The sequence below is a fragment of the Calothrix sp. CBUCES-K 9914 genome (assembly GCF_059640475.1).
Window position 1 is genome coordinate 15,993 of sequence record NZ_JBXXZH010000107.1, and the last position, 14,136, is coordinate 30,128.

The 14,136-nt window shown below is 38.7% G+C and carries 15 protein-coding genes and 1 pseudogene; 8 read left to right on the forward strand and 8 right to left on the reverse strand.

Annotated elements, in window-relative coordinates:
- Positions 1-72 precede the first annotated feature (72 nt).
- A complete protein-coding gene (locus AC2JBO_RS22710; RefSeq protein ID WP_496955922.1) occupies positions 73-1,161 on the forward strand; it encodes a tetratricopeptide repeat protein in 1,089 nt (362 codons plus the stop codon).
- A gap of 42 nt (positions 1,162-1,203) precedes the next feature.
- Here the strand turns inward: AC2JBO_RS22710 and AC2JBO_RS22715 are convergent, their stop codons facing one another.
- Positions 1,204-1,791, reverse strand: coding sequence for a hypothetical protein (locus tag AC2JBO_RS22715; protein WP_496955923.1), 588 nt, complete (start codon positions 1,789-1,791; stop codon positions 1,204-1,206).
- Positions 1,792-2,416: 625 nt separating this feature from the next.
- On the opposite strand from AC2JBO_RS22715, the gene AC2JBO_RS22720 reads away from it, so the two are divergent.
- Positions 2,417-3,025 (forward strand): esterase/lipase family protein, encoded by a 609-nt coding sequence (locus AC2JBO_RS22720; protein WP_496955924.1) that lies wholly within the window; start codon positions 2,417-2,419, stop codon positions 3,023-3,025.
- On the opposite strand, the gene AC2JBO_RS22725 is transcribed toward AC2JBO_RS22720, so the two are convergent.
- Together AC2JBO_RS22725 and AC2JBO_RS22730 are read right to left on the reverse strand one after the other, a co-directional pair.
- Positions 3,001-3,432, reverse strand: a complete 432-nt coding sequence (locus AC2JBO_RS22725; RefSeq protein WP_496955925.1) for a VOC family protein — start codon at positions 3,430-3,432, stop codon at positions 3,001-3,003. The genes AC2JBO_RS22720 and AC2JBO_RS22725 overlap by 25 nt on opposite strands.
- Before the next feature lie 88 nt (positions 3,433-3,520).
- Positions 3,521-4,450: an N-acetylglucosamine kinase gene (locus tag AC2JBO_RS22730; protein WP_496955926.1), complete on the reverse strand. Its 930-nt coding sequence runs from the start codon at positions 4,448-4,450 to the stop codon at positions 3,521-3,523.
- Positions 4,451-4,592: 142 nt separating this feature from the next.
- Here AC2JBO_RS22730 and AC2JBO_RS22735 point away from each other — a divergent pair, with 142 nt between their 5' ends.
- Entirely contained in the window at positions 4,593-4,856 is a 264-nt protein-coding gene (locus tag AC2JBO_RS22735; RefSeq protein ID WP_496955927.1) for a hypothetical protein, read from the forward strand.
- Between the two features lie 12 nt (positions 4,857-4,868).
- Positions 4,869-6,173: pseudogene (locus tag AC2JBO_RS22740) on the forward strand (flavin monoamine oxidase family protein); the annotation flags it as partial.
- A gap of 10 nt (positions 6,174-6,183) precedes the next feature.
- On the opposite strand, the gene AC2JBO_RS22745 reads toward AC2JBO_RS22740, so the two are convergent.
- The 4 genes from AC2JBO_RS22745 to AC2JBO_RS22760 all read right to left on the reverse strand — a co-directional run bounded on the left by AC2JBO_RS22745 (position 6,184) and on the right by AC2JBO_RS22760 (position 10,400).
- Positions 6,184-6,519, reverse strand: coding sequence for a protein kinase family protein (locus AC2JBO_RS22745; protein WP_496955928.1), 336 nt, complete (start codon positions 6,517-6,519; stop codon positions 6,184-6,186).
- Positions 6,520-7,138: 619 nt separating this feature from the next.
- Complete coding sequence (locus AC2JBO_RS22750) at positions 7,139-7,612, reverse strand: IS66 family transposase (protein WP_496955929.1); 474 nt, start codon at positions 7,610-7,612, stop codon at positions 7,139-7,141.
- Between the two features lie 31 nt (positions 7,613-7,643).
- A complete protein-coding gene (locus AC2JBO_RS22755) occupies positions 7,644-8,258 on the reverse strand; it encodes a hypothetical protein (protein ID WP_496955930.1) in 615 nt (204 codons plus the stop codon).
- Between the two features lie 480 nt (positions 8,259-8,738).
- Positions 8,739-10,400: an SUMF1/EgtB/PvdO family nonheme iron enzyme gene (locus AC2JBO_RS22760; protein ID WP_496955931.1), complete on the reverse strand. Its 1,662-nt coding sequence runs from the start codon at positions 10,398-10,400 to the stop codon at positions 8,739-8,741.
- Positions 10,401-10,625: 225 nt separating this feature from the next.
- Between AC2JBO_RS22760 and AC2JBO_RS22765 the strand changes: the two genes are divergently transcribed.
- Complete coding sequence (locus tag AC2JBO_RS22765; RefSeq protein WP_496955932.1) at positions 10,626-11,039, forward strand: hypothetical protein; 414 nt, start codon at positions 10,626-10,628, stop codon at positions 11,037-11,039.
- A complete protein-coding gene (locus AC2JBO_RS22770; RefSeq protein WP_496955933.1) occupies positions 11,033-11,500 on the forward strand; it encodes a DUF7689 domain-containing protein in 468 nt (155 codons plus the stop codon). Before AC2JBO_RS22765 ends, AC2JBO_RS22770 begins: the two co-directional genes overlap by 7 nt.
- A gap of 206 nt (positions 11,501-11,706) precedes the next feature.
- Here AC2JBO_RS22770 and AC2JBO_RS22775 read toward each other — a convergent pair whose 3' ends face one another.
- Positions 11,707-13,218, reverse strand: a complete 1,512-nt coding sequence (locus tag AC2JBO_RS22775; protein WP_496955934.1) for an SUMF1/EgtB/PvdO family nonheme iron enzyme — start codon at positions 13,216-13,218, stop codon at positions 11,707-11,709.
- Positions 13,219-13,445: 227 nt separating this feature from the next.
- Between AC2JBO_RS22775 and AC2JBO_RS22780 the strand changes: the two genes are divergently transcribed.
- Together AC2JBO_RS22780 and AC2JBO_RS22785 are read left to right on the forward strand one after the other, a co-directional pair.
- Complete coding sequence (locus AC2JBO_RS22780; protein ID WP_496955935.1) at positions 13,446-13,745, forward strand: hypothetical protein; 300 nt, start codon at positions 13,446-13,448, stop codon at positions 13,743-13,745.
- Between the two features lie 135 nt (positions 13,746-13,880).
- Positions 13,881-14,132 carry a DUF7689 domain-containing protein gene (locus AC2JBO_RS22785; protein ID WP_496955936.1) on the forward strand — a complete coding sequence of 84 codons (252 nt, stop codon included), beginning with the start codon at positions 13,881-13,883 and terminating at the stop codon, positions 14,130-14,132.
- Positions 14,133-14,136: the final 4 nt, after the last annotated feature.

The window sequence follows — 14,136 nt, forward strand, 5'->3', positions numbered from 1 at the left end:
TCCGAAATTTCAACGTTTTGGTTTTGGTAAGGAAAGCACTAAAGTGCTTACAACGAGTTTATATATATGTGTATGATTGACCGGGTTGCTACTGCGTTTGAACAGAAAGACTATAAAACTGCTGGCAAATTACTTAAACAACTATTAAAAGATTCACCAAAAGACCCTTGGGTTAAACTTTATGTGGGAAAACTCCAAGAGGTGTCAGGAAAAAATCAAGATGCTGAAAAGATTTATCGGCGCCTATTACAGAATGAAACAAACAGTAAAATAGTTGCTCAAGCTAGACTTGGTTTACAGCGACTGCGTGAACTCGAAGAAGAAGAACGTAAACGCGGTATTTCTCAAGCTATGGGAGATGATAATGCGTCTGAAGTAGGTGTACTCATTTTAGAGCCTATTGATAATGAGTTGAAAACTCAAGCTGCACAAAAGTTTGCCAAAATTACTCAAATAGATGCTTATAGTGCAAGATTACTGCTACCTAGTCGGGGTTGGCGCCTGTATCGCACTGGGGCAATAGGGGAATTAAAATTTTATGGAGAAAAACTACAACAAGCTGAAATTCCTTGCTTCTGGTCTCCATTAGCAGCGTTACAGCAAATTCAAGTTTTTCAAGTTGATTATTTCCAGTCTAGTCAATCAAACGCCCAAGTTACTGTTGTTTGCCATAACCAAAATAAACAACTTGGTTCTATTTCATTTGAATGGAACGAAGTTAAAGCGCGCGTTATTGGATTATTGCCTATTTTTGAAGAAGTTGTAGACCGTAACGCGCGCGGAAAACTTGAACGTAAAACTCAAACTCAAGACTATGCACAATTTTGCGATTTACACATCCCTAGTAGGAAATGTATTTTAAGAATTTTTGATGGTGGGTATGATTGGAAGAAGGGAGTTGAAATTATGAGAGCGAATAGTCAAAATACTGTTCGTATTAATTGGAATAATTTATCTAACTGGCTTGATAAACAATTATCACAGGTTAAACTATGGTCTGATTTTACGCCATTTGCCGAAACTGCGTTAGACCAAAATGAAATGCTGAGTCATATTCAGCCACACGTGCGTCTCTTTCGCAAGGAAGCTAGTAACTGGGACTCAGCATTTCAACTATATAGTGGATTAATTTTTTTAAAAGTGCTGAGTTATGAGTGCTGAGTGCTGAGTATTAACTCCTAACTCTTAACTCCTAACTCCTAACTATTTCTGGGTTGGTGTTTTGACTTTGCTTGCCATTTCCAAAAATGAATTCATGTTTGGACCTGGACGACGACGACCGTTAGTACTTGGAGTCAGCAAATATTTTGTAGCAAAGTTGGTTTCTTTGGGTAACTCTACTTTTTTCGCTACTGCTGCTGCTGCTAGTTCTGATGGGTCTTTTGGTCTAGCTACTGCTGCTTCGCTTTCTTTTTTAGCAGCTTCTATCTTGGATGCTTTTGCAGCTGGTGCTTTTCTGGTCTTTTTACCATTTGATGCAGCAGTCGCTGGTGTACTTTCGGGCACCTTTGCAGCAGGTGTTGGTACATCTTTAGTTTCTTTCGCTGCTTCTTTTGCTTCTTTTTTTGTTTCCTCTTTTACTTCTTGTACTTTTGCAGCAACTTTTTCTTTCTTGTCTTCTAAATCTTCTTTGACATCAGAAAGCTTACTTCCTAGCTCTTCTTTGACATCAGAAAGTTTACTGCCTACCTCTTCTTTGACATCAGCAATTTTGTTTCCTACCTCTTCCTTTAGTTCTAGAAAGAAGTTGTTGTCAGCTTTTTTTGTCAAATTTTTGATAAACCCGAACATGATTATTGTCTCTCCGTTTGCTCTAATTACTAATCGATTTAAATCGTTATGAGTCAGGTAATGTTCTACCTTTTTGAATAATTTAATAATGTCGTCTACTTCAACTAGACAAACATTTCAGGAACGGCAACATTATTTTAACTAACTTTGCCCTTATTCTAATAAAAACTAAGCCATAATACTAGGGCAATTACCTGACGAAGACTTTCCAAAGCCAAGTTTCTACTGAAGAAGCTGATGGTTCTACTTCTTGTCCCGCATGTACGAGCGCTTTCCTGAGTTCATAAAAGCACAGTGTTGCTTTACTAAAAAGTTAATACTAAAAATAATACCAGAGTATAGCCTCCATCAGATAATTAATACCCTACCAGATTATTATGAGATTTCTTTCCCCCTAAAGCAATCATTTTTATCATTATTCTTTACAAAAATTTACATAAATTCATCCTGTAAATTGATTATCATCCTCGAATTGGCATAAGAATGCCATAATATCTCAAGCTATCCTCGTACGATTGTAAAGATTAAAGCGCTTACTGGCATTGGTTTACAGTCGCACGTGAGATATTAAATTAATTTTATAGAGTGATTTTTTTGACTTAATGACATCAGTTAAATTATTGAGATGAAATCTTTACCAAAGCGCAACCCAGTAGTACTAGTCCACGGCATCAATGATACAGGCGCCGTGTTCAATAAGATGGCGATATTTTTGAAAAATGAGGGATGGTCAGTACACACACTCGATATGATTCCGAATAACGGTGATGTGGTATTAGAAAACTTAGGTAGGCAACTAGCAAAGTATATTACAATAACCTTTGCGCCTGAGCAGCCTATAGATATAGTTGGTTTTAGTATGGGAGGGATAATTAGCAGATACTACATTCAGCGACTTAGTGGAATAAACCGCGCGCAAAGGTTTATAACTATTGCGTCACCACACAACGGAACCGTCGTAGCTTATGCGTCAGAACGTCCTGGTTGCGTGCAAATGCGTCCAGATAATTTGTTTATCAAAGACTTAAACAAAGATGCTGAAATATTGAAGCTACTTAATTTCACTTCCATCTGGACACCATACGACTTGATGATAGTGCCACCCAGCAGTTCAGTTCTGCCATTTGGCAACGAAGTTATTATTCCCGCACTAACTCACCCTTGGATGTTAACCGATATCAGAACGATTAAAACGGTTGCTGAAGCACTTCAGGCGCCTCTATCACCAATTTGAGCAAACTCAGGACTACCGAAAATAGCTTCTGAGTGACGATAAAATTTAAATTCCATTAAATTATAAAAAGGGTCTTCTAGAAAGAAAGTGCGGTGTTCTAACGGAGTACCGACAAAACGGTCTTTTGCCTCCTCACGGAATAATAATTGGCGCCGTTGTGCCCTTTCTAACAACTCTTCCCAATCTTTCTCCTCAGTAAAGACAAGCCCAAAGTGTCTTGGGTAAATACCACGTTGAGGTTCTAAAGGTTCCTTAGTAGTATGCGCGACTAACTGATGCCCATACAAATTAAGAATAAGCGCATGTCTATTTTCGCGACCAGGAATACAGCCCAAACCATCAACATAATAAGCTTTTGCCTGGGCAACATCAGTAATTGGAAAAGCCAAATGAAATATAGTCTTCATCTTGTGGAACAGGCAATCTTGCCTGTAAAGTCTTTAATATATTTTTACCACAGAGACACAGAGTAGAGACGCGAGGAACATCGCGTCTCTACTGTTTCAATGCCAACAAACAGGCGCCATAAGCAGGTTCATACCGTGGCAAAATCACACTAACATTACTAAACTCAGCAGTAATAGAAGCAATAAACTTCTCGCGTATATTAGAATTTGCCTGCCAAACACTTCCTACAGTCACAATTTCAGTAAGGGTAAGTTCTCTAACAACCACACTTGTAGCTCGCACTAATTCTCTTACACTCTCATCAATAATTGTGATTGCTACTTCATCCCCCAACACTGCTGCATTATCAACGATAGGCGCCAAAGAGGCAATTTCCTTCACACCCCACCCACCTCTATAAACAACTTCGATTAAATCTTCAATATTTTCTAGCTCAAGATGATTTTTAAAAGCTTCAATAAGAACTGTTGACTTGGAGCGTCCATCATACGCGCGCATCGCAGCTTGCATACCAGCAACAGCTATTTTATAGGCGCCACCCTCATCACCTAAAATATATCCCCATCCACCAACCCGCTTAGTTTGTCCTTGTTGGTTACGCCCAAATACAATTGTTCCAGTACCAGCAGCAACAACAATACCCACATCATGTCCAATTCCACCAACTAGTGCAGTTAAGGCATCATGGGTGATAATTATATTATTAGGGTCTAATACCCACTCAATCGGTAAATTTGGACTTTGTTGTAATTCTCTAACTATACCTTGCATAACTTCGATGTCTTTTGAACGTCCGGCGCCTGCTAATCCTAAACATATTGCTTTAACTTGGATTTTTCCTGTAGATGCAACTGCTGCTTTTACTGCTGATTCTATAGATTTTAAAGCAGCATTGGCGCCGATACTTTGGTAATTAGAGGCGCCTGCTTCACCTCGACCTAATATTTGTTTTTGAGAATTCATCAAAACACAAACAGTCTTAGTACCACCACCATCTATTCCTAAAACATTGTACATAAATATTATTGTGAAGTAATTTGTAAATAATCTATAAGTAATTGTATAAAACTTGATCAGCACGGCAAATGAATTAAAAATAACTGGAACAGTTTCACGTAATGAAAGCTAGTAGCAACTGATGCAATTTTGGGTGTGGAAAATGACTAGGCATAAATTAATGGCATCGTTACGAAGAGCTTACAAAATTGCTCAAATATCTATGGAGACAGGAATTCCAACTGATGAACTGGTTGAGATTTTTCAGCAGAAAATTAGCCGTCGTCGTCTATTTTACACTGGATTGGGATTCGCTACTGCTGTTGCTGGAGTAACATTGCACGATGGAAGTTCGCTTCGGACTTTAGGTGCTGTTCCGAAGGTGTTAGTGGTGGGTGCTGGGATAGCTGGTTTGACTGCAGCTTAGCGTTTAAGGCAAGCTGGGATACCTGTAGATATTATTGAGGCAAGAAACCGGGTTGGTGGACGCATGTATACTGTGCGGAATATCGCGGGTACTTCGATTTATGCCGATTTGGGTGGGGAATTTATTGATACAATTCATACAAGTTTGAGAAGGCTTGCTAAGGAACTTGGTTTACAACTTGTTGATTTGTATGCTGCTGATAAAGGGTTAGCACCAAGTGTATTGTATTTCCAAGGACGTAAAATAACTGATTCGGAGCTTGCAGAGTGGAGTGTACCCTTAGCTAAGAAAATCAAGCAGGATATAGGAAAAATTAGCATCACAGATGTTACTTATAGAACTCGCAATTCAACTATAATTAAGTTCGATAATCTTTCGATTGCTGAATATTTAGAACAAGCGCAAATTCACCCGATTTTAAATGAGTTACTCCAAAATAGTTACATAGAATTATATGGTCGAGAAGCATCGGAACAGTCTTGTTTAAATATGTTGCTTTTTATTGGTTTTGATAATAATCGTTCCGAGAGCAATGCAGATAGTGATGAACGTTATCAAATTCTTGGTGGTAATGACAAGGTAATTAGTTTGTTAGCAAAGTTTTTAAGTAACTCTATTGAAACTGGAACGGAATTAGAAGCTATTAATCCTCAAGACGATAGTGGGTATAGGGTAAGTTTTCGTTCGGGAAACAGTAGTTTTGAAAAGACTTACGAACGAGTTTTACTAACGTTACCATATACGACTTTACGTTCAGTGGCACTGAATGTTGATTTACCATTCGTGAAGCGAAATGCTATTAATGAACTTGGTTATGGTACTAATAGTAAATTAATTACTGCTTATCGAGAACGTATATGGAAAACCCGCTATAAATCAACGGCATTTCTATCGACTGATTTAGATTTTCAAGGTGCTTGGGAATCGAATCGCAATCATGGCAGTTCGAGTGGTGTCATTACTAATTATACTGGTGGTAAACAGGGAATAGCTATAGGTCAAGGTTCGGCAGAATCGCAGGCTCAAATTTTATTACCACAACTTGAAAACATCTTTCCAGGTATTAGTAAAGAACGTTTTGGTCAGGTAATTCGTGCTTATTGGACTGGTGAACCATATACGCGCGGTTCCTATGCTTGTTATTTGGTTGGGCAGTGGACAGGAATATCGGGTGCAGAACAAGAAAATGTGGGGAATTTGTTTTTTGCTGGTGAACATTGTTCGCAAAAGTTTCAGGGTTATATGGAAGGTGGTTGTAGAACTGGTGAAATTGCAGCTCTTAAAATTATGCGTTCTTTGGGGATAACGATAAAATAAAAGCTTAAGTTTAAACAACACTTAATAATGCTTTCTTAAACTTTGCTGCACTCTTAAAATAAATCTCTGGTTTCTCCACTAATGCCAAATCAATCACTTCAGCCAACCTCTGGGGTATACTTAAATCGCGTTGCCGAATGGGTACAGGGTCATTTTGTAAAACAGCCAAAAATTGATCCCCACCTTTAAAATCCCTTGGATAATAGCCCGTTAGCATATTATATAGACAAGCCGCAGCAGCCCAAATATCTACATCAGGTTGAGTATATTTAAAATCTAATAGCTGTTGGCGAGGTATAAAAACAGGAGTACCAGCTTGAGTTCCGCTGAGAGTTTGACCACTCAAACCAGCTAAGTCAAACGCTTTTGCTAAACCGTAGTCAGCAATTTTAACAAGAAATTTTCGTATCGGCTCAATAAGTTGGGGTGAGTAGCAATACCCCCGGTGTTGTTAAAAAATTTATTCTTTATAAAATAACTCAAGCCATGCAGGCGCCCAGCGCCTGTAGCGCCATTGAACGAAGATAAAAAATTTTGCATTTTATTAGATACATGCCTAAGTATTTTAACTTCAAAGCACAATAACTTTTAGTACATTTAGGTAATAAATAAGCATTTAAATTTGAAAAATTCAAATAACCACAGCGTTATCACAAGTCCGGCGCCTTAAGCGCCTTGGCTGTCTCGCACGGCACTGCAACCGCACAAAATCTGATGCAGCACAATTAAATGCATCCAACATCAAATGCGCTTGAGTTTTTAGTTTAACGAGTTGATTAACTTCTAAGAGTATTTACCCTGACATACAAAATAAGTCTTCTTGGTATGACAGAAGAATTGGCTCTTGAAAGCATTTATTTCTAATGATATTTCCCAATGACGGAATTTTCTCCTGCGGAGACACTACGTGAACACTTTTAGAGGAAATACGGTCTTGAATATATTTAAAAAAGCTTATTCCTAGTTTACGAGTAGTCGCGACAAGTGAGTCCACTTGGCGGTGTCGGTTTCCGTCCCGCCAAAGTGGCGAACCCGAAGGGAGACATAAAAATGTCCCAAGCTTTAGTACCCTGAGTTGTTTGAGTCGCATAACTAATGTTGCGTCGCTGCACCATTGTTCTAGCTGCCAGTTCAGCAGGATTATTATGTAATGGCAGTTCAGGATATTCTAAGACCAATAGCAACTCAGATACTTTTGCTGCCGTTAATTGTTTTCGCTCATCCAACTGCTCATAACCGCTTTTAGTACCAAAAATTTTCCAAAACTTTGACTCCAACTCAAGTTTTCTTTTTTCGCTTGGAGAATCTCTATAAGCAAGTAATTCTCGGTAATAATCCCAAAATTCTGTTAGAAATTTTTCTAAAATCTCCTGGTGACAAGGAACAAACGGAGTCAATTTTTTATAGTGGCGCCCTTTATGCACCCAGCACAAAGCCAAACTATCAGTTAGTAGCTTGAATTGAGGGGCATCATCGCACCCCTTGAGTCTGTATTATTGGAATGTCGGTTTGCTGATGGTAAAAACTAATTGCTGCTGTTTCTAATACACGGGTACGATGTTGAGAACCGAGTTTACTTAAATAAGTATCAAGCAGAGTGTTAAACTCTAGCTTTGTAAACGCTGTATTTTGAGGTAATAATTTGAGTTTATTTTTCCACTTTGTTGGTACATTTAGGCTATCGAGTAATTCGTAAGTCAGTGGACTGATTGTAAATTGAAGTTCTTGCTTGTTCTGTAATACGCCAATTACACTTAATCGGTCTTTTGTGATGTTGACATTTTTACTACTTTTTATATGTTTTTTGGGTGTTTTTCGTTCTTTTTCTGATGAATGATCTTTCTTGAACCCTTTATTTTTATTTGCTTTGATGTCTGGCTTGCCATCTTCTCCCTTAAGGCGATTGATTTCATCCTGTAACTTCTGCTTTTCTTCTTCTAAACTTTTTACCTTCGAGTTTAACTCTTCTACCAAGTTCAACAGTATTTCTATAGTTTGACGCACTTTGTCGTCTGCAATTTCTCTTGGGTCAATGGTTTGCAGCAATTGGGGTACTAATTTTTCGTTCTCGTGTTTTTGCGTCATGTACCATATTCTATAACGTTACATGTACTTTCCATCCCGAACTACATTTTTTCTACCTGGTTTCTTATTATTGTTTTGCATATGACTTCTTGTTCGTTCCTTGTACACGTACACTGCAAGCCTGGAGCCGATTAATTGTAACACTCGCTCGCTTCTTAAAGTTGTCAACTGTTGGGAGGCGCCTTCAGGAACGTCGGGAACAATAGGGCAATATCACTGCCTAAATATGACAATATGTTTATTTGACATTTTGGAAGGTACGTGCGCTCGAACATTGCCGCTACCCCTACTTATTGAGCGGATACAAATAGATTATTCCAGCGTAATGCTTACCATTAGTTTAATAATATTAACGCTGTAAATATTATCAAAATAACTTGATAAGGCAATTATAAATGTAAAAAAAGCTAAAAAATTTGATCCGCCGAAGGCGGAAAAAAGAGAAAGTAAAGGGTAAAAGAGTAAAAGTGTAAAGTGTTATTAAGTCCTCGCCGCAACACCACACACCACCCGAAATCCGAGGCTGTCGTAGCCGCCGACGTCGGGGTCGTTGAGGATGCGATAAGCAGAACGACAGACTCGCGGATCGCTGTACCACGAACCACCACGCAGCAGACAATAACGATTATCATTATTATCTAACCATGCATCACCATTAGATGGCGCCTGATTATAGTTGTTATGCCAATAATCTTGGCACCATTCCCAAACGTTACCGTGCATATCATATAAACCAAATTGATTAGCAGGAAAACTTCCTACATCTGTAGTTTGTTTGCCGTTATAATTAACTAAATCTGTAGTTTGTTTGCCGTTATAATTAACTAAATCTGTAGTGATAGTCTCGCCAAAGTGAAACGGGGTAGTAGTTCCAGCCCTGCAAGCATATTCCCATTCAGCTTCACTTGACAAACGATAATTTTTGCCAGTCTTCTCAGAAATTTTGGCACAGAAGTTGACAGCATCATGCCAACTTACTTTTTCTACAGGACGTTTTGTTCCTAAGAAGCAAGAAGGATTTTTGCCCATTATTGCAGTGTATTGTTCTTGAGTAATAGCGAACTTACCCATAAAAAAGCTTGGAACAGTAACTTGGTGTTGCGGACCCTCACATGGTTGTCCTCCATCCTCATTCTCTGGCGAACCCATAATAAATTGACCACCAGGAATTTTCACCATTTCCAAAATTATGCCATTGCCTAGGTCTTCTGTAAAAAATTCTGCTTGTCCACGATGGCGGCTAATTTTGCACTGTTTTTCTTGACCTACAACAGTTAATGTTGCATATTCAAATTCAAACCGCTTGGTTGCAATCGTTGAACTAGAAGAATCACTTAATAATTCTAACCACTCACATATAGTTTGCGGGTGCCCGCTTGGTTCTAGCGTCATTCCTGCTACTATCGCATCATTCACCCTATCGCTAATCTTGTCATTAAATTGCTTTGGTGGAGGTAAGGGAATACCAGTCTTTCGGAAATTTGCTGGGAAAGGAATTTCGGCTGTGAGCAAACTATATAATGTTGCTGCTAAAGCATAAACGTCAGTGTAAGGAGCAAATTCTCCCTTTCGCTCATACTGTTCAATTGGTGCATAACCATCTGTTTTTGCATTCGTCATGCTTCCCAACTGACCGATACTATATTCTCTTGTTAAACCAAAATCGATTAAAACAACTTCTTTAGTTGCCGCGCGCAAGAGAATATTGTTTGGTTTAATGTCACGATGTAAAAATCCTTTGGAATGAACATATTCTAACGCCTGTCCAACTTGAGTTATATATTGTAAAGCTTCTTGTTCCAGTAATTGACCGTGTTCCGAGACATAACTACCTAAGTCTTGCCCATCTATATATTCCATTACCATTCCCCACAGTCCATCTTCCTGTATTAATTCATAGACTTTAACGACATGGGGGTGACTACACTGTGCTAAACGTAGTCCTTCATTGACAAATTTTACCTGCTGCTGTGGGAAATCTGATTTATTTTGTTGCTCAAGGTTAAGGGTTTTGATAACAACTAATTTATTTGTACGTAGTTCAACTGCACTGTAGGTAGCACCATAACCACCGCGCGCAATAAATTTTTGAATTACAAACCTGCCATTGTCGAGTGCTTGGTTGGGTTGCCACAGTTTCATTTTTAAGCTTGCAGTTTGAAATTAGAGGAGTTTTGATAATAATGATTATTCTAGTTAGGTTGTAGCATATTTTTCGCGCGTATTTCTAGTTACTGGTTGTTGGTGGCTATTGATCTATCTAGCCCCAAAACCGTGAGAATGATATGTAAGAGGCGCCTCTCCTTCACATAAAATGATACAATTGAATTAAAATACGTTACATCTAATTTAAGATTTACAAGATTTATGAATACTGAATTAGTCGATTCTTTGGCACAAGCGATTTTATCTCTTTCTGAAGATGAGCGCTTTCTGTTATCAGAAAAATTGGATACAGAAAGTAAATCAACTCCTGGTTTAAAGCAGCTAGGTTTAGAAGAGACTTTTGCAAAACTGGTTAAACAGTGGCGTGATGAAAATCATGGAGTCTCTTCTACTAATCAAATGTCAATGCACCCTGCGTATCAACAAATTATTGGCATGGGTGAAGCTGCAATACCGTTATTACTTAGAGAACTTGAAAAAAAATCAGGACAATGGTTTTGGGCATTAAAGTCTATTACAAGAGAAGACCCCGTTCCCCCAGAACATAGAGGTAAAACTTCGCAGATGATTAAAGCTTGGTTGGAATGGGGAAGAGCAAAAGGTTATATATGCTAGGTAATAATGATTGGATACGCTATGTAACAGAATTTATTGAGCGTGATTTTCCTCATTTAGCTGCATGTGGATATAAACTCACAAGTCCAGATACTATAGATTATAACTGTGTTGCTTGGGCAGCAGAAGATAGCGAAAACTGGTGGTGGCCAGACGCTCAATATATACACTACTGGCCTCTCAATGTAAAACGAGAAGAAACTCTTGAAGCATTTCAAGCTGCATTTCAAACACTTGGCTATGAAATGGCGCACGATGGGAACTTAGAAGAAGGGTTCCAAAAAATAGCTATATATGCTGATTCTAATAAAATACCAAAACATGTTGCAAGGCAATTGCCCAATAGTAAATGGACAAGTAAACTAGGTCAAGATGAAGACATAGAACATGATAATTTACAGGGATTAGCAGGAAATCCTGGTTATGGTGAGGTTGCTTGCATAATGAAAAGACCCCTATAGTTTTAATTGTTTGTCTGGGAGAATCTTTGAAAAGTATTAATATGATCTGCCTGCGGCAAAAGAAAGAGAGAGTAAAGGGTAAAAGTGTAAAGTGTTATTAAGTCCTCGCCGCACCACCACACACAACCCGAAATCCGAGACCACTGTTAGCGCCGATAGAATCGACCCTGTAGCGACAAGCAGAACGGCAGTAGGGCGGAACGCTGTTACCACGCACCACCGCGTAGCAGACAATAACGACTATAATTCTCATACCAATTATCCTGGCAGCATTCCCAAACATTACCGTGCATATCATATAAACCAAATTGATTAGCAGGGAAACTTCCTACATTTGTAGTTTGTTCGCGATACTGTGCTTTGGGAGCAGAGCCATATGTATAATTACCGTCATAGTTAACTAAATCTGTAGTGATAGTCTCACCAAAGTGAAATGGGGTAGTAATTCCAGCCCTGCAAGCGTATTCCCACTCAACTTCACTTGGCAAACGATAATTTTTGCCAGTCTTTTCAGAAATTTTGGCACAAAAGTTGACAGCATCATGCCAAGTAACTCTTTCTACTGGACGTTTGGCGCCTGAGAAGCTAGAAGGATTGTAGCCCATTATCGCTTGATATTGTTCTTGAGTAATGGCGAACTTACCAATAAAAAAGCTTGGAATAGTGACTTGGTGCTGTGGACGCTCATTTTCATCTCCTCCATCCTCATTCTCTGGTGAACCCATAATAAATTTACCGTCAGGAATTTTCACCATTTCTAAAACAACATGATTACCGAGGTCTTCTGTAAAAAATTCTGCTTGTCCACGATGGCGGCTAATTTTGCACTCTTTTTCTTTACCTACAACAGTTAATGTTGCATACTCAAATTCAAACTGCTTGGTTGGAATCGTTGAACTAGAAAAATCACTTAATAATTCTAACCACTCACGCACAGTTTGCGGGCGCCCACTTGGCTCCAGTGCCATTCCTGCTAGTATTGCATCATTCACCCTATCGCTAATCTTGTCATTAAATTGCTTCGGTGGAGGTAAAGGAATACCAGTCTTTCTAAAATTTGCTGGGAATGGTATTTCTGATGTCAGTAAACTATATAGTGTTGCTGCTAAAGCGTAAACATCAGTGTAAGGAGCAAACTCTCCTTTTCGTTCATATTGTTCAATTGGTGCATAACCATCTGTTTTAGCGTTTGTCATACTTCCCAATTGACCAATACTATATTCTCTCGTTAAACCAAAATCAATCAAAACAGCTTCTAAAGTTGCCGCGCGCAGAAGAATATTATTCGGTTTGACATCGCGATGTAAAAATCCTTTGGAATGGACGTATTCTAATGCTTGTCCAACTTGGGTTATGTACTGCAAAGCTTCATCTTCAGGCAATTTTCCATGTTCTGAAACGTAACTTCCCAAGTCTTGCCCATCTACATATTCCATTACCATTCCCCAAAGTCCATCTTCTTGTATCAACTCATGAACTTTTACAACATTGGGGTGGCTACATTGTGCTAACCGCAGTCCTTCGTTAACGAATTTTACCTGTTGTTGTGGAAAATCTGGTTTACTTTGTAGTTCAAGGTTAGGGGTTTTGATGACAACTAATTTATTTGTACGTAGTTCAATTGCACTGTAGGTAGCACCATAACCACCGCGAGCAATAAATTTTTGAATCACGAACCTGCCATTATCAAGTGGTTGGTCGGGTTGCCAAAGTTTCATTTTTTAGCTTGCAGTTAGAAATTAAAGGAGTTTTGATAATAATGATTATTTTAATTAGGTTGTAGCATATTTTTCGCACGTATTTCTAGGTAACAATAACGCCCACAGCCTAGAAGCCTGGGGCTATCGATACAAAGCCGCACCCTTCTAGGGTGACGGCGGGTTGTTAATAAATGATACAATTGAATTAAAATACGTTACATCTAATTTAAGATTTAGCAAAATTTATGAATACTGAATTAGTTGATTCTTTGGCGCAAGCTATTTTATCTCTTTCTGAAGATGAACGCTTTCTTTTGTCAGAAAAATTGGATACACAAAGTAAATCAACTCCTGGTTTAAAGCAGCTAAACTTAGAAGCTACTTTTGCAAAACTGGTTAAACAGTGGCGTGAGAAAAATCATGGAGTATCTTCTACTAATCAAATGTCAATGCACCCTGCGTATCAACAAATTATTGGCATGGGTGAGACTGCAATACCGCTATTGCTTAGAGAACTTGAAAAAAAAACAGGACAATGGTTTTAGGCACTAAAATCTATTACAAGAGAAGACCCGGTTCCCCCTCAACATAGAGGAAAAACTTCGGAGATGATTAAAGCTTGGTTGGAATGGGGAAGAGCAAAAGGTTACATATGCTAGGAAATAATGATCGGATACGCTATGTTACAGAATTTATTGAGCGTGATTTTCTGCGCTTTAGCTGCGTGTGGATATAAACTCACAAGTCCAGATACCATTGATTATAACTGTGTTGCTTGGGCAGCAGAAGATAGCGAAAACTGGTGGTGGCCAGATGCTCAATACATACACTACTGGCCTCCAAATGTAAAGCGAGAAGAATGTGTTATTATCCACAGGACTTACGATATTGTCACAATTAATAGTTGGTGCGTGACGCTACAAGTCCTATAACTAC